General features: G+C 60.7%; 25 protein-coding genes. 16 read left to right on the forward strand and 9 right to left on the reverse strand.

Going from position 1 to position 26,240, the window contains the following annotated elements:
- Positions 1 to 43 precede the first annotated feature (43 nt).
- Positions 44 to 2,917, reverse strand: a complete 2,874-nt coding sequence (locus V5E99_RS15665) for an EAL domain-containing protein (RefSeq protein ID WP_499803247.1) — start codon at positions 2,915 to 2,917, stop codon at positions 44 to 46.
- 258 nt (positions 2,918 to 3,175) lie between these two features.
- On the opposite strand from V5E99_RS15665, the gene uvrD reads away from it, so the two are divergent.
- The 4 genes from uvrD (at position 3,176) to V5E99_RS15685 (ending at position 7,521) form a co-directional block, all read left to right on the forward strand.
- Positions 3,176 to 5,359, forward strand: a complete 2,184-nt coding sequence (uvrD, locus tag V5E99_RS15670; RefSeq protein WP_499803248.1) for a DNA helicase II — start codon at positions 3,176 to 3,178, stop codon at positions 5,357 to 5,359.
- A gap of 113 nt (positions 5,360 to 5,472) precedes the next feature.
- Positions 5,473 to 5,913 (forward strand): EamA family transporter, encoded by a 441-nt coding sequence (locus V5E99_RS15675; protein ID WP_499803249.1) that lies wholly within the window; start codon positions 5,473 to 5,475, stop codon positions 5,911 to 5,913.
- 179 nt (positions 5,914 to 6,092) lie between these two features.
- Entirely contained in the window at positions 6,093 to 6,965 is an 873-nt protein-coding gene (locus tag V5E99_RS15680; RefSeq protein WP_499803250.1) for a Tim44 domain-containing protein, read from the forward strand.
- A 148-nt stretch (positions 6,966 to 7,113) separates the two neighbouring features.
- Positions 7,114 to 7,521 (forward strand): SMI1/KNR4 family protein, encoded by a 408-nt coding sequence (locus V5E99_RS15685; protein WP_007943369.1) that lies wholly within the window; start codon positions 7,114 to 7,116, stop codon positions 7,519 to 7,521.
- A 23-nt stretch (positions 7,522 to 7,544) separates the two neighbouring features.
- Here V5E99_RS15685 and V5E99_RS15690 read toward each other — a convergent pair whose 3' ends face one another.
- A complete protein-coding gene (locus V5E99_RS15690; protein WP_499803251.1) occupies positions 7,545 to 9,308 on the reverse strand; it encodes a cation:proton antiporter in 1,764 nt (587 codons plus the stop codon).
- A 203-nt stretch (positions 9,309 to 9,511) separates the two neighbouring features.
- Between V5E99_RS15690 and V5E99_RS15695 the strand changes: the two genes are divergently transcribed.
- Entirely contained in the window at positions 9,512 to 9,994 is a 483-nt protein-coding gene (locus V5E99_RS15695; RefSeq protein WP_016772447.1) for an acyl-CoA thioesterase, read from the forward strand.
- A 92-nt stretch (positions 9,995 to 10,086) separates the two neighbouring features.
- On the opposite strand, the gene pdxY is transcribed toward V5E99_RS15695, so the two are convergent.
- Positions 10,087 to 10,959, reverse strand: a complete 873-nt coding sequence (gene pdxY / locus V5E99_RS15700; protein ID WP_499803252.1) for a pyridoxal kinase PdxY — start codon at positions 10,957 to 10,959, stop codon at positions 10,087 to 10,089.
- 120 nt (positions 10,960 to 11,079) lie between these two features.
- Between pdxY and V5E99_RS15705 the strand changes: the two genes are divergently transcribed.
- Positions 11,080 to 11,493 carry a DUF3301 domain-containing protein gene (locus tag V5E99_RS15705; protein WP_499803253.1) on the forward strand — a complete coding sequence of 138 codons (414 nt, stop codon included), beginning with the start codon at positions 11,080 to 11,082 and terminating at the stop codon, positions 11,491 to 11,493.
- Positions 11,494 to 11,578: 85 nt separating this feature from the next.
- Here the strand turns inward: V5E99_RS15705 and V5E99_RS15710 are convergent, their stop codons facing one another.
- On the reverse strand, positions 11,579 to 12,544 hold the full coding sequence (locus tag V5E99_RS15710; protein ID WP_499803254.1) for a CobW family GTP-binding protein: 966 nt from the start codon (positions 12,542 to 12,544) through the stop codon (positions 11,579 to 11,581).
- Between the two features lie 27 nt (positions 12,545 to 12,571).
- Here V5E99_RS15710 and V5E99_RS15715 point away from each other — a divergent pair, with 27 nt between their 5' ends.
- Positions 12,572 to 12,925 carry a hypothetical protein gene (locus V5E99_RS15715; protein ID WP_499803255.1) on the forward strand — a complete coding sequence of 118 codons (354 nt, stop codon included), beginning with the start codon at positions 12,572 to 12,574 and terminating at the stop codon, positions 12,923 to 12,925.
- Here V5E99_RS15715 and V5E99_RS15720 read toward each other — a convergent pair.
- Positions 12,922 to 13,572, reverse strand: a complete 651-nt coding sequence (locus V5E99_RS15720; protein ID WP_499803256.1) for a DUF1826 domain-containing protein — start codon at positions 13,570 to 13,572, stop codon at positions 12,922 to 12,924. The two genes, V5E99_RS15715 and V5E99_RS15720, sit on opposite strands and share 4 nt — an antisense overlap.
- Positions 13,573 to 14,778, reverse strand: a complete 1,206-nt coding sequence (zigA, locus tag V5E99_RS15725) for a zinc metallochaperone GTPase ZigA (RefSeq protein WP_499803257.1) — start codon at positions 14,776 to 14,778, stop codon at positions 13,573 to 13,575.
- Between the two features lie 189 nt (positions 14,779 to 14,967).
- Here zigA and V5E99_RS15730 point away from each other — a divergent pair, with 189 nt between their 5' ends.
- The gene (locus tag V5E99_RS15730; RefSeq protein WP_499803258.1) at positions 14,968 to 15,345 is read left to right on the forward strand and encodes a hypothetical protein; all 378 of its coding nucleotides are present in this window, start codon (positions 14,968 to 14,970) and stop codon (positions 15,343 to 15,345) included.
- Here V5E99_RS15730 and V5E99_RS15735 read toward each other — a convergent pair.
- Entirely contained in the window at positions 15,342 to 16,544 is a 1,203-nt protein-coding gene (locus tag V5E99_RS15735; RefSeq protein WP_499803259.1) for an N-acetylmuramoyl-L-alanine amidase, read from the reverse strand. The two genes, V5E99_RS15730 and V5E99_RS15735, sit on opposite strands and share 4 nt — an antisense overlap.
- Before the next feature lie 86 nt (positions 16,545 to 16,630).
- Here V5E99_RS15735 and folE2 point away from each other — a divergent pair, with 86 nt between their 5' ends.
- Genes folE2 through V5E99_RS15770 form a run of 7 tightly spaced genes read left to right on the forward strand, consistent with a single transcriptional unit; the run spans position 16,631 to position 22,759 of the window.
- On the forward strand, positions 16,631 to 17,527 hold the full coding sequence (folE2, locus tag V5E99_RS15740; protein ID WP_499803260.1) for a GTP cyclohydrolase FolE2: 897 nt from the start codon (positions 16,631 to 16,633) through the stop codon (positions 17,525 to 17,527).
- Positions 17,524 to 18,192 (forward strand): metal ABC transporter ATP-binding protein, encoded by a 669-nt coding sequence (locus tag V5E99_RS15745; RefSeq protein WP_499803261.1) that lies wholly within the window; start codon positions 17,524 to 17,526, stop codon positions 18,190 to 18,192. Before folE2 ends, V5E99_RS15745 begins: the two co-directional genes overlap by 4 nt.
- Positions 18,192 to 19,058: a metal ABC transporter permease gene (locus V5E99_RS15750; protein ID WP_499803262.1), complete on the forward strand. Its 867-nt coding sequence runs from the start codon at positions 18,192 to 18,194 to the stop codon at positions 19,056 to 19,058. Before V5E99_RS15745 ends, V5E99_RS15750 begins: the two co-directional genes overlap by 1 nt.
- A gap of 11 nt (positions 19,059 to 19,069) precedes the next feature.
- A complete protein-coding gene (locus V5E99_RS15755; RefSeq protein WP_499803263.1) occupies positions 19,070 to 19,945 on the forward strand; it encodes a metal ABC transporter substrate-binding protein in 876 nt (291 codons plus the stop codon).
- A complete protein-coding gene (locus V5E99_RS15760) occupies positions 19,942 to 20,502 on the forward strand; it encodes a gamma carbonic anhydrase family protein (protein WP_499803264.1) in 561 nt (186 codons plus the stop codon). The genes V5E99_RS15755 and V5E99_RS15760 overlap by 4 nt, the downstream gene beginning before the upstream one ends.
- Before the next feature lie 2 nt (positions 20,503 to 20,504).
- Positions 20,505 to 21,842, forward strand: coding sequence for a dihydroorotase (locus V5E99_RS15765; RefSeq protein ID WP_499803265.1), 1,338 nt, complete (start codon positions 20,505 to 20,507; stop codon positions 21,840 to 21,842).
- Positions 21,843 to 21,865: 23 nt separating this feature from the next.
- Complete coding sequence (locus V5E99_RS15770; protein WP_499803266.1) at positions 21,866 to 22,759, forward strand: His/Gly/Thr/Pro-type tRNA ligase C-terminal domain-containing protein; 894 nt, start codon at positions 21,866 to 21,868, stop codon at positions 22,757 to 22,759.
- Between the two features lie 75 nt (positions 22,760 to 22,834).
- Here V5E99_RS15770 and V5E99_RS15775 read toward each other — a convergent pair whose 3' ends face one another.
- On the reverse strand, positions 22,835 to 23,356 hold the full coding sequence (locus V5E99_RS15775; protein ID WP_499803267.1) for a DUF3617 domain-containing protein: 522 nt from the start codon (positions 23,354 to 23,356) through the stop codon (positions 22,835 to 22,837).
- Positions 23,357 to 23,487: 131 nt separating this feature from the next.
- Here V5E99_RS15775 and cls point away from each other — a divergent pair, with 131 nt between their 5' ends.
- On the forward strand, positions 23,488 to 24,927 hold the full coding sequence (gene cls, locus V5E99_RS15780) for a cardiolipin synthase (RefSeq protein WP_499803268.1): 1,440 nt from the start codon (positions 23,488 to 23,490) through the stop codon (positions 24,925 to 24,927).
- Here the strand turns inward: cls and cfaB are convergent.
- Entirely contained in the window at positions 24,924 to 26,108 is a 1,185-nt protein-coding gene (gene cfaB, locus V5E99_RS15785; RefSeq protein ID WP_499803269.1) for a C17 cyclopropane fatty acid synthase CfaB, read from the reverse strand. The genes cls and cfaB overlap by 4 nt on opposite strands.
- Positions 26,109 to 26,240: the final 132 nt, after the last annotated feature.

Here is a 26,240-nt window from a genome sequence, read left to right on the forward strand (position 1 = left end):
CTTTGGCCCCTGTAGTAGCTGACGCAGCCTGCGTTCAGCACTGCTACAGGGAATTGGCGTCTTGGCGCAGCAGCTCTGCCAGATCAACGGCTTCCACCGGCCGACTGATCAAATACCCCTGCACTTCATCACAGCGCTCGGCTTGCAGAAACTCCAGTTGCTCCACCCGCTCGACACCTTCCGCCACGACTTTGAGCGACAAGCCGTGAGCCATGGCGATAATCGCCCGGGTGATCGCCGCATCTTCGCTGCCCTCCCCCAAGCCTCGGATAAACGCCTGATCGATCTTCACGTAATCCACCGGGATGCGCTTGAGGTAACTCAGGGACGAATACCCGGTACCAAAATCGTCGATCGCCAGTTTTACCCCCAGATCGCGCAGCTGCTGGAAGGTCGCGATGATGTGCTCGACGCTGTCCAGCAATTGGCTTTCGGTGAGTTCCAGTTCCAGGTAATGCGGCGCCAGGCCGGTTTCCTCGAGCACCTGGCGCACCAGGCTGACCAGTTTGCCCTGACGCAACTGATGCACCGACAGGTTCACCGACACCCGGATCGGCGCCAACCCCTGGCGCTGCCACTCGCAGGCTTGCCAGCAGGCCTGGCGCAGCACGAACTCACCGATCGGGCCGATCAATCCGGTTTCCTCGGCCAGGCCAATGAAGTCGTTGGGCGGCACCCGGCCCATGGTTGGATGATCCCAGCGCACCAAAGCCTCAGCAGCGTTCAGCCGACCGGTGGCCAGGCACAGTTTCGGCTGGTAGAACACCTTGAGCTGCTTTTCTTCGATGGCTTTGCGCAACTGGTTTTCGAGCTGCAACCGCTCAAGGGTGCTGGCTTGCAGGCTGTCGGTGTAGAACTGGAAGTTGTTACCGCCCAGGTGTTTGGCGTGCTGCATGGCCATGTTCGACTGACTGACCAGCGCGGAAATCTCCCGTGCATTGTCCGGCAACAGGCTGATGCCCATGGACGCGCTGACCACCAGTTCATGGCCGTCAACCGTCACCGGCAAGCGCAGCTTGGTCGACAGGCGTGTCGCTACCCGCGCCAGGCTCGACAGGTTGCCGTAAGCGTCGAACAACACCGCAAATTCATCGCCGGACAGCCGCGCAATGGTGTCCGCCTCCGGCAGCGCATTGACCAGCCGCCGCGCCATTTTCTGCAATAACTGGTCGGCGATTTCATGACCGAGGCTGTCGTTGAGCAACTTGAAGCGATCCAGGTTGATGTGCAGCAACGCCAGGCTGCGCCGCCCGCCCTGACGCACCCGCTGATGGGCCTCGTTCAGTCGTTCGCGGAACAGCGAACGGTTGGCCAGCCCGGTGAGTTCGTCGTAATGAGTCAGGTAACGCATACGCTCTTCGGATTCGCGCCGCGCCGACAGATCGGCGAAGAAGCCCACAATATGACTGACCTTTCCCCGAGAATCGCGCACAGCATTCAATTGCAGCCATTGCGGGTAGAGCTCACCGTTCTTGCGGGTTTCCACCAATTCGCCCTGCCAACTGCCGTGCTGCTCCAGCGCTTGATGAATGGTGCTGTAGTGGCGCCGAGCATCGCGACTGCAGGGCAGCTCAACGACGTTGCGCCCGAGCATGTCTTCAATGTCGTAGCCAGTAACGCGGCTGAAGGCCTGATTGACGGCGATCAACGCGTAATTCGGGTCGAAGATCACGATGCCTTCACTGGCCGCTTCGAACACCGTCGCCGCCAGTTGCAACTGTTCTTCCAGACTCTTGCTGGCGCTGATGTCACGACGGGTGCCGACCATGCGGATCACCCGGCCGTTCTCGCTGCGCTCCACCGCGCGGCCACGGTCCTCGATCCACACCCAATGGCCGTCGCCGTGGCGTACACGGTATTCGATCTGATAGTCCTCGCTACGCCCCTTCAAATGCTCGACCAGCGCACGCTTGAGCGACGGCACATCGTCGGGGTGCAAGCGTGGCCGGAGGTGGCTGAGCATGGCGGTCACGTATTCCGGCGCCAGGCCGAACAACTCCTGAATCTGCGTGTGATGAACTTCATCGGTTTGCAGATTCCAGTCCCACAACCCCAGTTCACTGGCTTTCAACGCCAGCGCCAGGCGCGCTTCGCTCTTGCTCAAGGCTTGGGTGGCGGCGCTCAACTCCTGGCTGCGCTCGGCGACGCGGTTTTCCAGTTCGACCTGGGCTTCGCGCAACTCTTCCTCGGCACTGCGGCGCTGGTCGATTTCCTTGGCCAGCTCAAAGTTGAGTTGCTCGCTCTGGGTTTGGGCATGCTGCAAATGCTCGATCAACGCCTGATTCTGGAAGCGCCGCAACAAGCCGCGATCAATCAGCCGATTGACCTGCCAGGCCACGACGCTCAGCGACGCCAGCAGAATCAGTCCGAACCAGCCCCAACCCTGCTGCTGTTCATCGCCGCCCCAGAACATATAGCCGATGGCCGGCAACAGGCAGGGCAAGGTGAAGGAGAGAAAGGCTGGCAGGCTGACCGCGTAGGCCACGCTGGCCGAGAGCGCGGCGGCACCGATCAGGCCGAACACCCAGGCTTGCTGGATGAAGGTATCGGCGGGCACCAGGGCAATGCCGGCGCCGGCGAGGGTCAGGCCGGTCATGGCCGACCCGAGCAGGAACATGCGAATCCAGACGGGATGGGCCTGACGGTTGGGAATTGCCGAATCGAAGGCCGCGACCTGAATCACCCGCAGCGCCACCAGTGACAACAACCAGACCAGCCAGACGCTGACCAGGAAATAGCGCTGCGGGCTCCAGAGCAAACCGGCGCAGACCAGACCATTGATCAGCATGAACAGCGTCGGCAACAGCGAGCCTTGGTAAAGCAGGCGCGTGCGCTCGACCGCCATTTCCATGGCGTACTGTTTGCGGATAACCCGGGGCTCCACGGAAGGGCCCGACAGGTCGGTGCTGAGGGTCATAGGCAATATTCTTGTTCTTATAATGAGCGTGGTGAGCCCGAATTGTGCACGGAGCATACACAAGCAATGGCCGGGACCAAACTGCTCCAGATCATAAATTCGACAAAATCCTACACCCCGGTTACCCCCTCAAAACCCTGTGAGCGAGCCCCGCCAACGGCTGCAGCCAATGACCGACCGGTCGTCCTCCCTTTATCTTTCATCGGCTAAATCAAAGCGGGGTTTGCCCGGTGTGGCGCCGCCCCCTAGAATGCCCCGATGCGCGATGATCTCTCCCTTCTGCTGAACTCCCTCAACGATGCCCAACGCCAGGCCGTAGCTGCCTCCGTGGGTCGTCAGTTGGTCCTGGCCGGTGCTGGTTCCGGTAAAACCCGAGTGCTGGTGCACCGTATCGCCTGGTTGATCCAGGTCGAAAACGCCTCGCCCCACTCCATCCTGTCGGTGACCTTCACCAACAAAGCCGCTGCGGAGATGCGTCATCGCATCGAGCAGTTGATGGGGCTGAACCCGGCCGGCATGTGGGTCGGCACCTTCCACGGCCTGGCGCACCGCTTGCTGCGGGCGCACTGGCAGGAAGCCGGGCTGAGCCAGACTTTCCAGATTCTCGACAGCGACGACCAGCAACGGCTGGTCAAGCGGGTGATCCGCGAGCTGGGCCTGGACGAGCAACGTTGGCCGGCCCGTCAGGCCCAGTGGTTCATCAACGGGCAGAAAGACGAAGGTCTGCGCCCGCAACACATTCAAGCCAGTGGCGATCTGTTCCTGGCGACCATGCGCAGCATTTATGAAGCCTACGAGGCCGCGTGCCTGCGCGCCGGCGTCATCGACTTCTCCGAACTGCTGCTGCGCGCCCTCGACCTGTGGCGCGATCACCCGGGTTTGCTGGCGCATTATCAGAAGCGTTTCCGGCACATCCTGGTGGACGAGTTCCAGGACACCAACGCCGTGCAGTACGCCTGGTTGCGCTTGCTGGCCAAGGGCGGCGACAGCCTGATGGTGGTCGGCGACGACGACCAGTCGATTTACGGCTGGCGCGGGGCGAAAATCGAGAACATCTATCAGTACTCCGACGACTTCCCGGATGCCGAGACCATTCGCCTGGAGCAGAACTACCGTTCCACCGCCCGGATTCTCAAGGCTGCCAACGCTCTGATCGCCAACAACACCGGGCGCATGGGCAAAGAGCTTTGGACCGACGGCGGCGAAGGCGAAGCGATCAATCTGTACGCCGCGTTCAACGAACACGACGAAGCACGCTACGTGGTGGAAACCATCGAAAGCGCGCTGAAAACCGGCTTGGCCCGCAGTGATATCGCGATTTTGTACCGCTCCAACGCCCAATCCCGCGTTTTGGAAGAAGCGCTGCTGCGCGAACGCATTCCGTATCGCATCTATGGCGGTCAGCGCTTCTTCGAGCGGGCGGAAATCAAGAACGCCATGGCTTACCTGCGTTTGCTGGAAGGCCGGGGCAACGATGCAGCGCTGGAACGGGTGATCAACGTGCCGGCTCGCGGCATCGGCGAGAAAACCGTCGAAGCCATTCGCGACCATGCGCGCCACAGCGATGTCTCGATGTGGGAAGCCATGCGCCTGCTGGTCGCCAATAAAGGCCTGACCGGTCGGGCTGCCGGTGCGCTTGGGGCGTTTATCGAGCTGATCGAAAACCTCGCCGCCAAGTGCATGGACATGCCGTTGCACCTGATGACCCAGACTGTCATCGAACAGTCGGGGCTGATCGCCTACCACGAAGCGGAAAAAGGCGAGAAAGGCCAGGCCCGGGTAGAAAACCTTGAGGAACTGGTCAGCGCCGCGCGCAACTTCGAGAACGCCGAAGAAGACGAGGACCTGACGCCGTTGGCCGCCTTCCTCGGCCACGCTTCGCTGGAAGCCGGGGATACCCAGGCTGACGAGCACGAAGACAGCATTCAACTGATGACCCTGCACAGCGCCAAAGGCCTGGAATTCCCTTACGTGTTCCTGGTGGGCATGGAAGAAGGCCTGTTCCCGCACAAGATGAGCCTGGAAGAACCGGGGCGTCTTGAGGAAGAACGGCGTCTGGCCTATGTCGGGATTACCCGGGCCATGCAGAACCTGGTGATGACCTATGCTGAAACCCGACGCCTGTACGGCAGCGAAACCTACAACAAGGTGTCGCGTTTCGTACGTGAAGTGCCGAAAGGGCTGATCCAGGAAGTGCGGCTGTCCAACAGCGTCAGCCGTCCGTTCGGCGGTGGACAGCAGCAAAGCTCCAGCAGTTTGTTCGGCGGCAGCGAGATCCCGGACACCGGTTTCAGCTTGGGTCAGGCCGTGCGGCATTCGGTGTTTGGCGACGGCGTGATCCTGAACTTCGAAGGCGCCGGGGCACAGGCTCGGGTGCAGGTGAATTTCGGTGAAGGCAGCAAGTGGTTGATGCTCGGGTACGCCAAGCTGGAAGCCATATAAGGCTAAAAGATCGCAGGCTCCGCCAGCGCCTAGATGGGATTGCGTACACCTGTAGGAGCTGCCGAAGGCTGCGATCTTTTCCAGCCCCTCTCTCTTGAAGGAAGACAATGCTCATGGGCTCAGGCTTCTTTTCCTCCTGGACATTCTGGGCGCTGTTGTCCGCTGTATTCGCGGCGATGACTGCGATTTTCGCGAAGATCGGTATCGAAAACGTCAATTCCGACTTCGCCACCCTCCTGCGTACCTTCGTGGTACTCGTCAGCCTGGCCTTGATTTTGTACGCCACGGGCCAATATCAGTCATTGGGATCGATCTCTGCCAAGAGTTACCTGTTTCTGCTGCTGTCAGGACTGGCCACGGGCGCCTCATGGATCTGCTACTTCCGCGCGCTGAAACTCGGTCCGGCGTCGTTGGTCGCGCCGGTCGACAAACTCAGCGTGGTGCTGGTGGCGGTGCTGGGCGTGATCTTGCTGGACGAACGGCTCGACCTGCGCCAATGGGGTGGAATCGGCCTGATCACCGCCGGTGTAGTCATGCTGGCGCTGCGACGCTAGGTATCCTTCCTACAACGCTTATCCACTTGTCCCACGGACCAAAGTTAACAAGCCTTATTGCGCTGATTGAAGCTGAACGCAACCTGTCAGGCAAAAGCCCGAAACACTCTGCCGCTAGCCAGCAACACTTCAGCTGTGCAACATGGCCCGCGTGCAATCCACAAATGGGAATTCCCCTTATGAAACGTTTTCTTAGCATCGCCATGGCGTTGTGTATCGGCCTGACGATGAGCCTCGACGCCAATGCCAAGCGCTTTGGCGGCGGCAAAAGCGCCGGTGCTGCGCCGACCCACCAAACCAGTCAGATGGCGCCTTCCTCCGCTGCTGGCGGTGCTGCTGCAACCGCAGGGGCTGCCGGTGCCGCAGGCGCGGCGGCCAAGGCCGGCGGTGCTTCGCGCTGGCTCGGCCCTCTGGCCGGCATCGCTGCCGGTGGCCTGCTGGCCTCCATGTTCATGGGCGGTGGCTTCCAGGGCATGCAGATCTTCGACATCCTGATCATGGCCGTCATCGCGTTCCTGATCTTCCGCTTCATCGCCGCCCGTCGCCGCAAGCAGCAGGAGCACCTGGCTCCGGCTGGCGCACCGATGCAGCGTGAAGTGTTCGAGCAGAAGCCAGCAGCCATGGGATCGATCTTCGGCGGCTCGGCAGCACCTGCCGCCGCTCGTCCGGTGATCAATGCGCCGGCCTGGTTCAATGAGCAGAGCTTCATCGAAGCAGCCCGCAACCACTTCCAGTCCTTGCAGCAGCATTGGGACGCCAACGAAATGGACAAGATCGCCGAGTTCGTGACCCCGCAAATGCTGGAGTTCCTCAAACGCGAACGTGCCGATCTGGGCGACGGCTTCCAGTCCACCTACATCGACAACCTTCAGGTCCAACTGGACGGCGTGGATGATCGTGCGGACAAGACCATCGCGACCCTGACCTTCAGTGGCGTGTCGAAAACCTCGCGTTTCGATCAGGGCGAAGTGTTCAGCGAAAGCTGGAACATGGAACGTCCACAGGGCGAGAACCAGCCTTGGCTGGTCGCCGGTATCCGCCAGAACGGCTGAACCGACGCGCGTTAGTCCTGTCGCAATATTGCCTCAATAAAAAACCCTGGCCTCGGCCGGGGTTTTCTATTTCGCGGTTGCATCTATAGCGAGCTACTGTATAAACCGCCCCAACTAAACCGCGCCATCAAGCAAGAGGAACCCGGACGTGGAAGAAATAATCGAACAACTGCGTGAAGCCAACGAACCGGTACCGGTCCCCTTGGAGTTGCCCGACGAAGATCAGATCGTTGAAATCGAAGAACAACTGTTCATCGACATTCCGTTCGTCTTCAGAGAGTTTTTACTGACCGTCAGCGACGTGGTCTACGGCAGCCTGGAGCCGGTCACTGTGACCGACCCGCAATCCCACACCTACCTGCCGGACGTTGCCGCCAACGCCTGGGACGCTGGCGTTGATCGCAGCATGATCCCGATCTGCCAGGACGGTGACGACTACTACCTGGTCGAAGAAGACGGCACCGTGGTGCTGTGGCAGGCCGAAGAAGAGCTGATTGCCGAAGAAACCTGGGAATCGGTGTGGCACTGGGCGCGGGACGTCTGGCTGGAAAGCTGAGTTAGCCGACACCCTCACGTTCGTCAATGCCCGGACGAATCCTTGTGGTTGTCCAGGGTTTCCAGCAGCGCCACCTGCATGCGCGTGTGCACGCGGATGAACCAGCGCCAGAGCAGCGCCGCCACAGCGGCCGTGACCACGGCGATCAGCACCAGCAACTTGTTGGTCGGCAAAATGCTGGCCGACAAGGCTGCCAGTAGCAGGAAGATCACCAGCAGCGAGAGAATCGGGATCACTTCGGCGATCACCCGACGCACTCGCTGCGTGTGGCGGCCGGCCATCTCCGGCTTCACGCCCATCTCTGCCAGCAGCATCGACAGGGCCTTGAGCTTGCGATAAGCGGCGATCAGAAACGGCAGCGACACCAGCAGCGCCCCGCCCCAAATCAACGCTTTCTGCCAGCTCGGGTCGCCGATCCAGTCTTGCAGGTAAGCCGACATGCGCTCGGCAAAGAACGCGCCCGCGAAGAAAATCGCGATCACCAGCGCCAGGTTGACGCCCACCTGCAACAGAATCCGCCGAATCATCGACGCCAGCAGCGCGCCCTCGCCTTGCGGCTGAATGCTGCGCAGCCATTCGCCATACATCCCCAGCACGCGGCTCAGGCGTCGCGGCATGACCGCCGCCAGTTTGATCGACAGTGGGTCGGCCGCGCGGATCAGATACGGCGTCAGCAGCGTGGTGAGGACCGAGACGGCGACGGCCACCGGATAGAGAAAGTTGCTGGTGACCTGAAGCGTCATACCCAGCGCGGCGATGATGAAGGAGAATTCGCCAATCTGTGACAGACCCATCCCGACCCGCAGTGAGGTGCGTCCGTCATTGCCGGCGATAAACGCACCCAGGCCGCAGGACAACATCTTGCCCAGCACCACCGCCACGGTGATCACCGCGATGGGCCAGGCGTATTGCAGCAGGATCATCGGGTCGAGCATCAGCCCGATGGCGACGAAGAAGATGGCGCTGAACAGGTCGCGAACCGGCTCGATCAAGCGCTCGATCTTCAGTAGTTGCCGGGATTCGGCCATGATCGCGCCAATCAGGAACGCGCCGAGGACCATGCTGTATTCGAGCTTGACCACCAGCAGGCAGAAGCCGAAACACAGGCCCAGCACGGTGATCAATAGCATCTCGTTGCTTTCGAACTTGGCCACGTACGCCAGCAGCCGTGGCACTAGCAGGATGCCAACGACCAGCGCGACGATCATGAACAACGAGAGCTTGCCGACCGTGGAAAACACTTCGCCGGAGCTGACCGTGCCGCTGACCGCGATGCTCGACAGCAACGCGATGATGCCGATACCGAGGATGTCTTCAACGATCAGCACACCGAAGATCAACTGCGCGAAGCGCTCGTTCTTCATCTTCAGGTCGTTGAGGGCCTTGACGATGATGGTGGTCGAGGAAATCGCCAGGATCGCCCCGAGGAACAGCGAGTCCATGGTGTTCCAGTCGAACCAGCGGCCGATTTCGTAGCCGATCCAGATCATCAGCACGATTTCCAGGAACGCCGCGATAAACGCCGTGGCCCCGACTTTGAACAGCTTGCGCAGGCTGAACTCCAGCCCCAGGCAGAACATCAGGAAAATCACCCCAAGCTCAGCGAGGGTCTTGATGGTTTGCTCATCGTGGATCAGGCCGAACGGCGGCGTGTGCGGGCCGATGATGAAGCCGGCGACGATGTAGCCAAGGACCACCGGTTGCTTGAAGCGGTGGAAGAGCACGGTCACCACGCCCGCGACCAACATGATCACTGCCAGATCCTGTATGAAACTGATGGCATGCATGGCATGGGGCTCCTTGAGGTCGACTTTCCGGAGCGTAACACCGCGACTTCCGGCAGAAAGGCGGTGCAATATATGGAAACAGATCGATCCAGGCGTGACGGCAGCCCCTTGCCCGGCGTCCCGATAACTGTTGGTTATGAAAAGCCGACCACGCACCCGCAGAGGTGCGCCCCCGAAATCCTGCCTTGACCCGTGAGAACGCTATGGAACCCGGAAACGCCCAACTGTCGATGACGGTATTGATGACTCCCGACATGGCCAACTTCTCTGGCAATGTCCACGGCGGCACCCTGCTCAAATACCTCGACGAAGTGGCCTACGCCTGCGCCAGCCGTTATGCCGGCCGCTATGTGGTGACCCTGTCGGTGGACCAGGTGATTTTTCGCGAGCCGATTCATGTCGGCGAACTGGTGACGTTCCTGGCGTCGGTCAACTACACCGGCAACACCTCGATGGAGGTGGGCATCAAAGTGGTGACCGAAAACATTCGCGAACGCTCGGTGCGCCACACCAACAGCTGCTTCTTCACCATGGTCGCGGTGGATGACCAGCGTAAACCGGCCGCCGTCCCGCCGCTGCAACCGCAGAACAGCGAAGACAAGCGCCGGTTCATGCAGGCGCAGCAGCGTCGGCAGATTCGCCAGGAGCTGGAAAAGCGCTATCAGGAAATCAAGGGCGACGCTTAAAGCCAAAGATCGCAGCCTGCGGCAGCTCCTACGGAGGACGCATTCCCCTGTAGGAGCTGCCGCAGGCTGCGATCTTTTTCGTCAAGCTTGCGCTACAAACTGATCGGCATCGCCTCAAACCGCACTCGCGGATGGGCGATCCGGTCCTGCGCCCGCACCAGTTCCAGCTCATAGCTGGCGCAGGCCTGGGTTTCCAGCAGCACCTCATGCACCGCCGCCGCCGTGAACTCAAACGCCGCCACCAGACTGTCGCCCAGCAGCACGCGGGCCAGGAACAGCCCGGACGTCAGGTCGCCCACGCCCACCGGCTGACGCGGAAACGCCAACAATGGCCGGCGCAGGTGCCAGCTCTCGGTCGCGGTCACCAGCAGCATCTCGAACACCTCTTCCGGCTTCCCCGGATAATCCAGATGCTTGACCAATACCGCCTTTGGCCCCCGCGCCAACAGGGCTCGCGCCATGGCCAGGCAATCGAACAGCGACTGCGGCTTGCGCCCCGAGAAGCTGTCCAGTTCCAGTTGATTCGGGCACATGAAATCGGCGACGGCAGCCGCTTCTTCCAGCAGAAAATCACTGACCTCGGCCGGTACGCTGCACCCCTTCTCCGGGTGACCCATCACCGGGTCGCACAGATACAACGCTTTTGGATTGATCGACTTGATCCGCGCCACACCCGTGAGAATCGCTCGCCCCTGGGCCGCGCTGCCGAGATAACCCGAAAGCACTGCGTCGCAGTTGCCCAGTTCGCCAATCGCGGCGATGCCTTCCACCAGTTCGGGAATCTGATGCGGCGGCAGGATTTCACCGGCCCATTGCCCGTATTGCGTGTGGTTGGAGAACTGCACGGTGTTGAGCGGCCAGACATTCACCCCGACCCGCTGCATCGGGAAAACCGCGGCGCTGTTGCCAGCGTGGCCGAACACCACGTGGGACTGGATGGCGAGCAGATGGGGCGTACGTTTCATGCGGTGAGTTTTCCGTAAAACGATTGAAATTCGAGCCGCGCAGTATGCGACTAAACGCAGCCTGTACGACAGACCGGCGACGCAGTTAAGCTGGCACTATCTTGTTGGAGCACCCTGTTGATGCTGACCCTCGGAAATATCTTCGTGCTGATGCTGCTGGCCACCGGCGCCGCGTGGCTGTGGCACAACCACGGCTTGCGCGAGCGGGCGCTGGAGCGGGTCAAGCAACATTGCGCCAAGCTCCAGATCGAGCTGCTGGATGGCAACGTGGCGTTGAAGAAAATCGGTTTTATCAAAGATGCGAGCGGCCGTCGACGCCTGGCGCGGGTGTACAACTTTGAATTTACGGTGACCGGCGAGACCCGCCATAACGGGACCATTACCCAGTTTGGTGCGCACAGTGCGCAGATTGAGCTGGCGCCGTATCCGATGCCGTTCGACGACACCGCACCCGTGGTTGATGTGGCGCGGCCTCGGGCGGAGGTGATTGAGCTGAGTCAGTGGCGCCAGGAACATACGAAGTGGCGGCCATAGATCAAAAGATCGCAGCCTTCGGCAGCTCCTACAGGGGATTGCATTCCAAATGTAGGAGCTGCCGAAGGTTGCGATCTTTTGATCTTCACCTCAACCGGCATCCAGACAAACCACTTTGCAGCACTGCCGCGTCCTGCGGTTCATTGAAGATCAGCTCAACCCGCGAATCCTGCCGCCACTCACTCGGTCGCCACTCCAGCACCGAGTTATCCAGCGCATTCGCCGAAACCCAGCCTTCACCACTGTGGATAACCGCTTTCGCGCGAAGCCAATCAAGGCTTTCAAGCCACCGGCCAACGAGCACCGCATCAAACCTCTGACTCGGATGCCAGCGCCAGCCAATGCTCCACCCGCCCTCCTGTGCCTGGCTCAAGCAAATCGGCATCGCGGGATCAGTCCAGATCGCCGGCATCTGCCCCAATCCCTTAGGCACGACAAAGTTATCCACACCCGCCACGGCGTTGGTCTCAACCCCCGGCAATTCGCTCAATGGCATGACGGCCTGCTGCGTCCAGTACAACGGACGCGCCGGCAATAGCGCTGCGATTCGCCGACGATCACCGCCCTCAAGACCTTCCGACTTGTTCAGCAACAACAAACCCGCATTGTTCAGCGTCTCTTGCTGCGCCGCCGGCAACGGCTTCCCGGCCGCCAGTGCCTGGGCATCCAGCACCAGCACGCAAGGCTGGACCGCCAGCACCCCGAGCCACGGCGCCTCGCTCAATTGCCGCAGCAACTGCGCCGGATGCCCGAGCCCGGAAGGTTCGATAAACAACCGATCCGGCTTCGCCTTGCGCAGCAAGCGCCCGAGGCCGATCTGGAACGGCGCGCCATTGACGCAACACAAACAGCCCCCGGCCACTTCACCCAGTGCGATACCATCGGCGTCCTGGGTCAGCAGTGCGGCATCGAGGCCGATCTGGCCAAACTCGTTGATCAGCACCGCCCAACGCTCGTGCGCGGGCCGCTGGGCCAACAAGTGCTTGATCAGGCTGGTCTTGCCCGCGCCCAAGGGGCCGGCAATGACGTGCGTGGGAATGTTCTGCAACATGGTCGACGTTTTCTGAGGAGGTAAGGCATGCGGTTGATGGGATTGTTGCTGCTGGCGCTGATGTCGGGCGAAGCGCTGGCCCAGGCGTGTGTGGTGCATAGCACGGCGCAGCGGCTCGACGTGAAAGTCTGCCAGCAGAACCGCAACATCCCGGAAAAACTTTTCGCCGACGGTTTCTGCCAGCCAAACCTTCCCGGCCAGAAAGTCGACGTGCAGTACGTCGACCAATGCCCCACCGGCGCTTTCGGCGTGTGCAGCAACGCCCAAGTCGCCAATATGCCTTACCGCCAGGATATTCACTATTACGGCGTGGCCACCGACGCGGCGTATTTGCAGCCGTTTTGCGAGGCGCAGAGCCAGGGCACCTGGCTCAAACCCTAGCTCAGCCAGTCGAGGGTCAGGATTAACCGGCGCTCCCCCGGCGCCGGTTGCGGCGAACGGTGGATCAAGCCGAAGCCTTCGTTGCCGTGCCACTTCTCCCCTTTGAACAGCGCCACGTCGCCGCTGTTGATTTGCTGGATCGGCGACTGCGGTTCGGCCTCGGGTTTGCCCAGTTTTCGGCGATCCATCGCCCCTTCTTTCAGCCATTGGCTGCCAATGCCGGCGTAGGTGGTGATCAACCGGACGGGGACGTGATCGACGTGGAAGCGCGGACACATGGCCGAATCCAGCACCCGCAGGCGCAAGCCGATGCGCTTGGCGCCGAGCAAACAGGCGAAAGCGCTGACCAGCCAGGACACGTCGGCGATAAAACCTTCGTAGCCTTCGAGGTCGCTGAAGCCTGAGGCCAGTCCTTTGAGGTTGGGCTCGGCATCTTCGTTGGCGATTTCCAGAGACAACGACTCGGCCAGCGGTTCATTCAGCGACAGCAACAAACTGGCGAAGTCGGCGATGTGCACTGGGAGTTGGCGTTGCCACACGGCGAGGTTGGCGTCGTCGTGAAGAATCTTCGTCAGGACTTTCGGGGTTGCGCCGTGGTGCTGACGGATGGCTCGGGCGGACGCTTTCGCGGGAATGAACGTGAGCATTCAGGCCGCCTCTTCGTGCCAAGGGCCGAACGGGTCCGGCAACAGGCGCCAGCCTTCGATGCCTTGGGCCATTTCGTCGTCGGTGAGCAGGCAGCTATCAAGTTCGGCGGTCAGTTGCGCGAAGTCGATGTTTTGACCGATGAACACCAGTTCCTGACGGCAATCGCCCGTGGTCGCGGTCCAGTTTTCCATGATCCCGGCGGTGCTCTCTTCGTCCTGCGGCCACTCGGTTTTCGGCACGAAACGCCACCAGCGACCGGCAAACCCATGGCGCATCAAACCGCCCGCCTGGGACCAGCTCCCGGCATCCATGTGTTTGCTGGCCAACCAGAAAAATCCCTTGGAACGCAGCAATTTGCCGTTCACCCACGGACGGTCGATGAAGCTGAAAAAGCGCTGCGGATGAAACGGTCGGCGTGCGCGATAGGCTGTGGATGCGATGCCGTATTCTTCGGTTTCCGGCACGTGTTCACCGCGCAACTCCTTCAACCAGCCCGGGGCTTGGGCGGCTTTTTCGAAGTCGAAGCGGCCGGTGTTGAGGATTTTGTTCAGCGGCACTTCACCCATGACCATCGGGATGATGTCCGCTTGGGCGTTGAGCCGTTCAAGGATCGCGATCAGTTCCTGGCGCTCGCTGCTGCTGATCAAATCGATCTTGCTGATCAGGATCACGTCGGCGAATTCGATCTGCTCGATCAGCAGGTCCGTAATTGAACGCTCATCTTCTTCGCCCAATGTTTCGCCACGGGACGCCAGGCTTTCGGCGGCCTGGTAGTCGAGCAGGAAATTCATGCCGTCGACCACGGTGACCATGGTGTCGAGCCGGGCGAGATCGGCCAGGCTCTGGCCTTCTTCGTCGCGGAAGGTGAAGGTTTCGGCCACGGGCAATGGTTCGGAAATGCCGGTGGACTCGATCAACAGGTAATCGAAGCGACCGTCCTTGGCGAGTTTGCTCACCTCTTCCAGTAAATCTTCGCGCAACGTACAGCAAATACAGCCGTTGCTCATTTCCACGAGTTTCTCTTCGGCGCGGTTCAGGCTGACATCGCGCTGGACTTCGCTGCCATCGATGTTGATCTCGCTCATATCGTTAACGATCACGGCGACACGCAGATTGTCGCGATTACGTAGTACGTAATTGAGCAACGTACTCTTGCCGGCGCCGAGAAAACCCGACAGGACGGTCACGGGGAGACGATGGGGCATCAGGTATTCCTCACAGGCTATGGCCGGTCAAAACACCGTTGATGGCGTTCGCGCAGCTCTTCACGTTCTTGGGGCAAAAGCGGATGTATCGTTAATGTTATAGTATAACAATGCAAATACACCACTCCCCTCTTGTTCGCCACGACAAAGGGCACGATGCTGGAGCTCGTTCGCTCCTTGAGAAATGCCATGGGAAATGCCCTGAAGTGCGCGCTGCTGAGTCTTTCGCTATTGATCACCGTCGATGCCTGGGGCCAGATCCCGAGCCTGGCCAAATGCACACGCAGCGCCAATCTGCTCGCCTGTGTCGACCACGATGGCAACGCCTACAGCGTCAACACCGTCGGCAGCACGCTCTATCTGCGCGGCTTTGAAGTGGCCGGCAAACGCTATTGGGCGCAGACCAGCAGTCGCTACGGGCAACTGACCTTCTTCACCGGCCTCGCCTCCGATGGCGAAGCCTGGGTCGGCTACACCCGCCGGGTTGGCTGGACCACCATTAATCGGTTTTCCAGCTCCGGCGGCAGCAGTGGCAAGTTCACCTGTAGCCGGATAACCGGCTGCTAAACCAGGGCTTTTTTCTGCTCCTGCCGCCAGGCGACGTAGCTGTTGAGCGGCGGGTTCTTCTCGAAATATCGCTGTAAACCGTCGAACAAACCGTCAGCCACGGCCTGCTGATGCCTTGCGGTGACCAGCCGCTGACTGTCCCGGGCGTTGGAAATGAAGCCGGTTTCCACCAGAATAGATGGCACATCCGGCGACTTCAGTACCGCAAACCCGGCCTGCTCCACGCGTTTCTGATGCAGGGTGGTGATGCCCGCCAGGCTGCCGAGCACGGTGCTGCCCAGTTGCAAACTGGCGGCGATGGTCGCGTTCATTGACATGTCGAGAATCACCCCGGCGAGCATCGGGTCCTTGTCCTTGAGATTGAGCAGACTGGTGGCACCCAGCAGGTCCGCGCCGTTCTCCCGCTCGGCCATGAAGCGCGCCGTAGCCGACGTCGCGCCGCCCTCCGACAGGCAATACACCGACGCGCCGGACGCTGTGAGTCGTGGCGCCGCATCGGCGTGCACCGAGATGAACATGTCGGCGTTGTGCTTGCGGGCGATCTCCACGCGTTTGCGCAGCGGCACGAAGAAGTCGTCGTTACGCACCAGTTTCACGTCGTAGCCCTTCTCGCGTTTCAGTCGCTTGGCCAGCAACTGGGCGATCGACAGCACCACATCTTTTTCCCGCTCACCTTTGGAACCGACCGCGCCGGGGTCTTTGCCACCGTGACCGGGATCGACCACCACGATGATGTCGCGCTTGGGATGAGCCTTGTCGGTGACCGGCTCACGGCTTGGCGCAGCGGCGATTTGCATTGGCGTGGACGTCTTCAGATCAAGCACCAGTCGATGACCCTGCCCGTCCTGTGGCGGCAACAGAAAGCTGTTGAGCTGCACCGGCTCGCTGAGGTCGAGGACGATCCGCGTATCGCCCTGACCGTAGTGACCGGAGCGAATGGAACGGATCACCGTGTTGTTCAGCGCCAACTGCGTGAAGTCGCCGCTGAGGTTGGCGCCGCTCAGATCGATGATCAGCCGTTCGGGGGCGCTCAGGGAGAACGTCTTGAATTGCACCGGCCCGCTCAAATCGAACACCAATCGCAACTTGTCATCCGAACGCCAGAGTCGTGCGCTGCGAATCTGTGTGGCCGAAACACTGAAGGGTAAAGCGAAGGCCGCGCTGGCCAGGATCAAGTTGAGCAAGTGACGTCTGTGCATGGTGAAAGCCCGCTCGTGAAAAAGGCATCGTCGATTTGAATGTAATAATATAACATGCCAAATCAACTCCCACGATGGACCTGCTCATGAATGCGCTGACTCTGCCGGATATCGCCGCGCAGGCCTCACGCCAAGCCCTGCCACTAGAGTGGGTGGGCATGTGCGGCATTGCTCTTCCTGTTTTATTCGATGGCCAACGGCTGAGCGCCACGGCGGATGCCGGCGTGAGTCTGGACGACGGTGAGGCCCGTGGCATTCATATGTCGCGGCTGTATCTGGCGCTGGAAATGCTTGAGCGGGAAAACCTCACACCCCGGTTATTGCGCCGCGTTTTGCAGAGTTTTCTTGAGACTCATGAAGGCTTATCCAACAACGCCTATTTGAAAATTCACACTGATCTGCTGCTCAAAAGGCCTGCGCTCATCAGTCCGTTATCGGGGTGGAAAACCTATCCGATCAGCATCGAAGCCAGTTTGAAAAACACGATGTTCCACGTGGAACTTAAAATCGCCGTGCCTTATTCCTCGACGTGCCCGTGTTCAGCAGCGTTATCGCGGCAACTGATCCAACAGCAATTCCTCGATGATTTCGCCAATACGCCGCTGCAGCACGCCGATGTGTTGACCTGGCTCGGCTCCACAAAAGGCATCGTCGCCACACCGCACAGTCAACGCAGCACCGCGCAATTGCAGCTACGCCTGGACGACTATCTCGATGACTTGCCACTGATCGCGGTCATCAACGACGCCGAAGCGGCCCTCGGTACCGCCGTGCAAACCGCCGTCAAACGCGCGGATGAACAAGCCTTCGCCTTGGCCAACGGGCAGAACCTGATGTTCTGCGAAGACGCCGCGCGACGCTTGAACCTCGCGCTGAAACGCTCCCCCGGCATCCACGGCTTCTACGTGCGAGTGGTCCACGCCGAAAGCCTCCACGCCCACGACGCCGTCGCCGAAAGCCGTTTCAACTGGGAGGCCGTATGATCCGCTGCCAATCCCTGCGCTGGGGCGCACCGGGCCAACCGCTCACGCCCGCCGTGGATTTTGAACTGCCCAAGGGAAGCCTCACCGGCGTCATCGGTGCCAACGGCTCGGGTAAAAGCAGTTTGTTGAAAGTCATCGCCGGGTTGCAAAAACCACTGGCCGGCAAAATCGTGCTGGAGGTTCCACGCAAGGGCGGCCTCTCGTTCCTGCCGCAGCAACAACACCTGGACCGGCAGTTCCCCATCAGCCTGCAAGAGTTGGTAGCCGCCGGATTCTGGGGCAGCAAACAATCGCCCGAAGCCCGCAGCCAAAAACTCAAAGCCGTACTCAATGATTGGTGCCTGTCAGGCCTGGAGCATCGCCCGTTGATGGCGCTCTCTGGCGGCGAATTACAACGCGCCCTGCTCGCCCGTTTGAGTCTCGCCGAAGCCCCCTTGCTGCTCCTCGACGAACCCCACGCGGCGCTCGATGAACTCGGCCAGGAATTGCTTTGGAAACATATCCACGCCTGGCACGCCGAAGGTCGAACCCTGGTCGTCGTCTGCCACGACCTGGCCGCCGTTCGCCAACACATTCCTCAAACCCTGCTGATCAAAAGCAGCGGTTGCACCCTCGGACCCAGTACCGAACTGATTCGCCAACAACCGCAAACGCAGGTGGCCTGATGATCGCCGCCGCACAGCTTTGGCAACCGTTTCACGAGTTCGTCTTCATGCGTCGGGCATTGCTCGGCGGTCTGGTTTTGGCCTGCAGCACTGCGCCGCTGGGGGTCTTTCTGATCCTGCGCCGCATGAGTCTGATCGGCGACGCGGTCGCCCACGGCATCTTGCCCGGCGCCGCGCTGGGCTTCTGGTTCGCCGGGCTGAGTCTTCCGGCGTTAACCATTGGTGGCCTCGGCGCCGGCCTGAGCATGGCCGGTCTCGCCGCATGGATCACCCGCCGCACCGGCCTGCGGGAAGACGCCAGCCTCGCGGCGATTTACCCGATCTCCCTGGCCAGCGGCGTGTTGATCCTCGGCATCGCCGGCAAGCGTCTGGACCTTTTGCACCTGCTGTTCGGCTCGGCGCTGGCCGTCGACGGCCCGACATTGACCGGCATGTTATGGGTCTCCGGCTTCAGCCTGATCGCCATGGCGCTAATCTATAAACCGCTGTTGCTCGACACCCTCGACCCACTCTTCCTGCAAACCGTCAGCCGTCTCGGGCCACTCGCCCACGGCGTATTCCTGACCCTGGTGGTGCTCAATCTGGTGATCGGGTTCCAGGCCATCGGCGCGCTGATGGTCGTCGGCTTGATGATGTTGCCGGCCGCCGCCTCACGTTTCTGGAGTCGCCGCTTGCCGGTGCTCATGGCCATTTCGGCGGTCCTTGGCTGCCTCTCGGTGTGGTTCGGTTTGTTGCTGTCGTTCTATTACTCGCTGCCCAGCGGCCCGGCGATTGTGCTGGTGGCTGGCGGTTTGTATCTGCTGTCCGTGGTGTTCGGTCCGGTGCACGGCTTGCTGCGCCGCCCGCCTTTGCTCACATCCCAATGAGGTGTTTCCCGATGCGCGCTTTACTCGTGCTGTTCAGTTTGATGCTGTCGATGTCGTTGTCTGCCGCTGAAAAATTGCAGGTGGTCACCAGCTTCAGCATCCTTGCCGACATGACCCACCAGGTCGGCGGCGATCATATCCAGATCTCCAACATGGTCGGCCCGGACGCCGATGCCCACACGTACGAGCCAACCCCGGACGACGCCAAAGCCTTGCTCAAGGCCAAGCTCATCATCAAGAACGGCCTCGGCTTCGAGCCGTGGCTGGATCGCCTGGTGACCAGCACCGAAACCAAAGCCCCGGTGATCAGCGCCAGCCACGGCGTGATCCCGCGCTCGCTGGATGAAGACGGCGAAACCATTCCCGACCCGCACGCCTGGCACAACCTGGCGAACACCGAGTTGTACATCGCCAACATTACCAAAGCGCTGATCGCGGCTGATCCGGCGAACAAGGCCGACTACCAGCGCAACAGCCAGGCTTACCTGAAACAGGTCTACGCCCTGCTCGCCGAAGCCAAAGCCAAGTTCGGTTCGCTGCCACCGGGCAACCGCAAGATCGTCACCTCCCATGACGCCTTCGGTTATCTCGGCCAGGCCTATGGCATCGACTTCATGGCGCCTCAAGGTCTGTCCACCGAGCGCGAACCGTCGGCAGCGGAAGTGGCGGCGCTGATCACCCAGATCCGCCAGGCCAAGGTCAAAGCGGTGTTCATGGAAAACATCAAGGACGCGCGCCTGCTCAAGCAGATTGCCGATGAAAGCGGCGCGCACATCGGTGGCACGTTGTACTCCGATGCTCTGGCGGCAACCGGTCCGGCCAGCACCTTCGCCGGGTTGTTCGAATACAACCTCAACACCCTGTACGACGCATTGAGCAAGCCATGATCCGAAAGAATCCCTCAGGTGATTTGCCGGTGATCGCGGAGTCCGCCTACGTGGATAAAACCGCGATCATCTGCGGCAAAGTGCTGATCGGCGAGAACGTGTTCGTCGGTCCCTACGCGGTGATTCGTGCCGACGAAGTCGACGCCTCCGGCGAGATGGAGCCGATCACCATCGGCGCCAACTCGAACATCCAGGACGGCGTGGTGATCCATTCCAAATCCGGCGCGGCGGTGACCATCGGCGAGTTCAGCTCCATCGCCCATCGCTCCATCGTTCACGGGCCCTGCACCGTCGGCAATCGGGTATTCATCGGTTTCAACAGCGTGCTGTTCAACTGCGTGGTCGGTCACGGCTGCGTGGTACGGCACAACTCGGTAGTCGACGGCCGGGACTTGCCCGATGCCTTCTACGTGCCGTCCACTACGCGCATCGGCCCCGGCACCGATCTGTCGCAGTTCCCGCCGGTGAGCGTCAGTGCCTCGGAGTTTTCCGAGGACGTGGCGCGTACCAACGTCGATCTGGTACGCGGCTACAAAGCACTGCAGAACGAGTTCTGACCATGAGCAGCGTGCTGATTCGCAATGCCCGGCTGGTGAACGAAGGTCGCGAGTTTGATGCCGATCTGCTGGTGAGCAATGGCCGGATCGTCAAGATCGCCGGCAGCATCGAAGGCGAAACGGCGAGCGTGGAAATCGATGCCCGGGGTCAGTGGCTGATCCCGGGCATGATCGACGACCAGGTGCATTTCCGTGATCCCGGGGCGCCGGACAAGGGCAGCTTCTACACCGAATCCCGGGCAGCGGTGGCCGGTGGCATCACCAGTTTCATGGACATGCCCAACACCAACCCGGCCACCCTCACCCTCGACGCATTGGCCGACAAAAAGCGCCGGGCAGCGATGAACTCTGTCGCTAACTACGGCTTTCACTTTGGCGTAAGCAACGACAACCTCGACACCGTCGCCGCGCTCAACCCTTGCGAAGTCGCCGGGGTCAAAGTGTTCATGGGCGCGTCCACCGGCAACATGCTGGTGGACGACCCGAGGATTCTCGAGCGGCTGTTCGCCGATGTCCCGACGATTCTGTTGGCCCACTGCGAACACACACCGAGCATCGAGGCCAACGCCGCGAACCTGCAAGAACTGTTCGGCGAACACATCCCGGCTGCCGCCCATCCGCTGATTCGCAATGCCGAGGCCTGCTATCGCTCTTCCTCGATGGCCGTGGCGTTGGCCAAGCGTCATGGCACCCGTCTGCACGTTTTGCACCTGACCACGGCGCGCGAACTGGAGTTGTTCGACGACCGGCCACTGGCGCAAAAACGCATCACCGCCGAAGTCTGCCTGCATCATTTGCTGTTCGATGATCGCGACTACGCGCTGCTGGGCAACCTGATCAAATGCAACCCTGCGATCAAATCCCAGGCCGACCGCGATGCCTTGCGCCAGGCCTTGCTGAGCAATCGGCTGGACGTCATCGGCAGTGATCACGCCCCACACACTTGGGCGCAAAAACAGCGGCCTTACCGTGAGGCGCCGTCAGGTCTGCCATTGGTACAACACGCCCTCCCCGCGTTATTGGAACTGGTGGCGGATGACGTGCTGCCGATCACCACCCTCGTGGCCAAAACCAGTCACCGTGTCGCCGATTTGTTTGCCATTCCCGATCGTGGTTATCTACGCGAAGGCTATTGGGCCGATCTGGTGCTGATCAAACCCGAGCCCGATGGCGTTACCGTTTCCCAACAACCGATCCTCTCCCAGTGCGGCTGGACGCCCTTCGCCCGCCATCGTTTTCGCCACAGTGTCAGCACCACGCTGGTGTCGGGGCAAATTGCCTGGCACGCCAATCGTCTACATGACAACTGTCAGGGACTGCCCCTGCGGTTTATGCGCTAACGCCACTGCCGAGAACGCCAGACATGATCCACATCACCCTGCCCGACGGCTCACAGCGTGAATACGATCAGCCACTGTCCGTGTACGAAGTGGCGGCGAGTATCGGGCTTGCGCTGGCCCAAGCGGCCGTCGCGGGTCGGGTGGACGGCCGGCTGGTGGATTGTGGATACATGATCGAGGGCGATGCTCGGGTCAGCATTGTCACGCCTCAGGAGCCGGATGGGCTGGAGATCCTGCGCCGTTCCTGCGCGCTGATGCTGGCGATGGCGGTCAAACAGCTGTATCCGAGCGTGTTGTTGCTGAAGGGATCGGCGCTGGGCGACGGGTTCTTTTATGAGTTTGCCTTGGAGCGGGTGCTAACGCAGGCAGACCTGACCCCGATTGAAGCGCGGATGCGTACCCTGGCGGCCACCAACCACTCCATCCGGCAGAAGCCGCTAAGTTCGACCGAACGGCATTCGGTGTACCGCTTGGGCGACGCCGAATATTTGACCAAGGGTCCTCATGTTCCTGCCACGAAGGTACTGCAAGCCTTTGCCCTTGATCATGTCGGCGGTGAGTCGCTGCAACGGATCTACGGCACCTGCTGGTCCTGCCAACAAGAGCTGGATGAGTGGCGGACACTGCCTCAGGTGATGGTGGTGAACATCGACGAGCGCCAGATCGATTACACCCAGTCGGTCACCGAGCAACTGCGGCGCAACGGTGTACGCGCCCATGTGGATCTGCGCAACGAGAAGATCGGCTACAAGATCCGCGCGCACAGCGAACGCAGCGTGCCGTACTTGTTGGTGGTCGGCGAAAAGGAAAAGGACGGCGGGTTCGTCAGCGTGCGCAGTGGCAGCGGGGAGGATTTTGGGCGGATGCGGATTGATGAGGTGTGTGGGTTTTTACACCCGAAAGATTGTGGTGTTTGAGCTGACGCCTTCGCAGGCAAGCCTTGCTCCTACAGGTATCACCGCCTGTAGGAGCAAGGCTTGCCCGCGATGCTTTTAGGCTCTTGGCTTCACAGTCCCGCAATCCTGACCCAACCAGACGGCGCGAGTATCAAGACTGCCCTTCTGCTGAATGCCGGTCGCGTTGAACGTACCGTTGACCTTGGTGGTGAACTCGCGATCACTGAGGAACGTCGCCACACCCGCACCTTGCGCTTTCGGGCAACTGAAACGGAATTTCCACTGGTTGCCGTTACGGTCGGTGATTTCCTGTTTGCAGCCCGATTGCGGGTCCGTCAGCGGAATGTTGTCGGAGGCGACCTGGGCCTGAGTCAGGCACGCCCGAATCCCTTTGCCGCCCATGGTGATGCCCTGCTTTTCCAGCTGTGCCCGTTGTTCCGGGGTCATCTGGCTTTGCAACTGGCCGAGGATCAATTGCAGATCCGGCAGGTCCTGGTTATCAACCTTCATGTTGCTCGAAGTCAATTCCCACAAACCCGGTTGCAGCATCTGCGCCTGAGCGGCCACAGGAAGGGACAAACCAAGGGCCATGGCCACACCCAGCAGACGAACGTTCATCGAGAAACTCCTGATCAATAGTGGCCGTTAGACGTCAGCCACGGGCTTCGGTTCATGGGCCAATTAAATAGCGACATTCTGCACGGAACATGGTCTGTTACGCATTGAATCTTCAGGAGCAAGGTTGCCCCATGGATTATTTTGGACCGCATATTTTCGGCTATCTGATCGCGCTCTTGCACTCGCTGGGCCTGATTGCCGCCATCCACGCCGTGCTGACCGTTCGAACCGCCCAAGGCGCGATTGCCTGGGCCCTGTCGCTGTTGTTCATTCCCTACCTGACGCTCATTCCCTACCTGGTCTTCGGCCGCAGCACCTTCGATGGTTACATCAAGGCCCGGCGCCAGGCGAACGAGGAAATGCGCAAAGCCATCTCCGAACTGAACTGGCGCCCGTGGGTGGAAGAAGCCCTGACCGCCCGCGCATCGAATGCGTACGCATCCTTGAGGGCAATGCCGAAACTGGGACGCATGCCGTGCCTGGCGAACAACGAAGTACGCCTGCTGATCAACGGCACCGCCACTTTCGAGGCGATTTTCGAGGCCATCAGCCACGCTAAAGAAGCCGTGCTGATCCAGTTCTTCATCATCCACGACGACCGCCTCGGCCAACGCCTGCAAACCCTGCTGCTGAAAAAAGCCGCCGAAGGCGTGGCGGTTTACCTGTTGTACGACCGCATCGGCAGCCACTCGTTGCCCCACAGCTACGTGCAAACGTTGCGCGACGCGGGTGTCGAGGTCAAAGCCTTCGCCACCCGCAGCGGCTGGCTCAACCGCTTCCAGGTCAACTTCCGCAACCATCGCAAGATCGTGGTGGTGGACGGCGTGCTCGGTTTTGTCGGCGGGCACAACGTCGGCGACGAATACATGGGCGAGAAACCGCCCCTCGCCCCGTGGCGCGACACCCACGTACAAGTGCGCGGGCCGGTGGTGGCGAGCATGCAGGAATCCTTTGCCGAAGACTGGTTCTGGGCCGCGCGTTCACTGCCGCCGCTGATCCTGCCGGACGAGTACCCGGACGACGGAGTGCTCTGTCAATTGCTCGCCAGCGGCCCGGCGGACTCCTACGAGACCTGTTCACTGTTCTTCGTCGAAGCCATTCACGCGGCGACGGAGCGGGTGTGGATCACCAGCCCCTACTTCATCCCGGACGAAGCGGTGTTCGCCGCATTACGCCTGGCCGTCCTGCGCGGGGTCGATGTGCGCTTGCTGCTGCCGTCGCGCCCGGATCACCGGATCGTCTACGCCGCCTCCAGCCTTTACGCGTTCGAAGCGGTTCGCGCAGGCGTGCGCGTCTTCCGTTACCAGCCCGGTTTTCTGCATCAGAAAGTGGTGTTGATCGACAGCGAAATCAGCGCCATCGGCAGCGCCAACCTGGACAACCGTTCGTTCCGGCTGAATTTCGAAGTGATGTTGCTGACCGTCGACAGCGTGTTCGCCGCCGAGGTGGAGCAGATGCTCAACGATGACTTCGCCCAGGCCCACGAAATTGCCAAAGAAGAAAGCCGGGAGACCCACCGCCTGCAACAAGTCGGCATGCGGGTCGCCCGGCTGATTTCACCGATCCTTTAAGGCGTGTAGATGTCGTCGCGGGTCCAGGGCAGTTCATGGCTGCCATCCGGGTGGGCTTTCACCGCGAGGATCTGGTGCAGGTTGATCCAGCCTTTGGCGAACGCGTAAGCGCAGCCGGCCAGGTACAACCGCCAGATCCGCAACGCTTGTTCCGGCACTTCTTTGGCAGCGGCTTCCAGGTTGTCTTCCAGGCGTTCGCTCCAGTGGTCGAGGGTGCGCGCGTAATGCAGGCGCAGGCTTTCGACATCGACGATCTCAAGCCCGGCTTCGCTGATCTCGGCGGAGATCATCGACAGGTGCGGCAGCTCGCCGTTGGGGAACACGTACTTCTCGATGAAATCACCGGCACCGCGTCCCACCGGACGGCCGTCAGTGTGCTTGGCGGTAATCCCGTGGTTCATCACCAGACCGCCCTCCTTCACCGCGCCGAACAGGATTTTGCAGTACTCGGTGAGGTTCGCATGGCCAACGTGTTCGAACATGCCGACGCTGACCACCTTGTCGAAACGCCCGTCCTGGGGCAAATCCCGATAGTCGAGCAGTTGCAGTTCAACCAGGTCCTCCAGTCCTTCTTCTTTAACTCGTTCACGGGCCAGGGCCAGCTGCGCTTTGCTGAGGGTGATGCCGAACACCTTCGCGCCAAACTCCCGGGCCGCGTACCGCGCCAATCCGCCCCAGCCACAACCGACGTCCAGCAAGTAATCCCCCGGTTGCAGGCGCAGCTTGCGGCACAGGTGACGGAACTTGGCTTGCTGGGCTTGTTCCAGCGATTCGCTGCCCGTCTCGAAATACGCGCAGGAATACGCCATGTCGCTGTCGAGCCACAGTTGGTAAAAGGCGTTGGAGAGGTCGTAGTGGTACGAAATGGCTTTGGCATCGGTTTCCTTGTCATGGACGAGGCGCACCGGTTGACTGTCGGCATCACCCAACAATGCCTGGCTCCACTCATCGCAGACGCGGATCACATCAATGATCGAGCCTTCGAGTTCAAGCTTGCCTTCGACAAACGCCGCTCCGAGTGCGTCGAGGCTGGGATGGGTCAACTGGGTAACCATTTGTGGGTCCTTGACCACAATGGTGACGCTGGGCGTCGGGCCCAGATTAAATTCATGGCCGTCCCAGAGTCGCAGGCGAAGCGGTAGCTGCAGATTCTGTAAGGCCGGTGGAAGTTGCGCGAGCATGGTCAATCCCCCTGGTTTCAGACGTCTGATTTGAGGGTAGACCATGTTTGAAAAATAGCAGGCTATCGAATTAATAGCCTTTTTCTATAATTCGCGGCGCTCGCCACAGCCGTCGTGAATCCAAAAACAATG

Origin of the sequence: Janthinobacterium sp. LPB2021202312-11-4 (assembly GCF_037049705.1) — a bacterium.
Lineage (GTDB): Bacteria > Pseudomonadota > Gammaproteobacteria > Pseudomonadales > Pseudomonadaceae > Aquipseudomonas.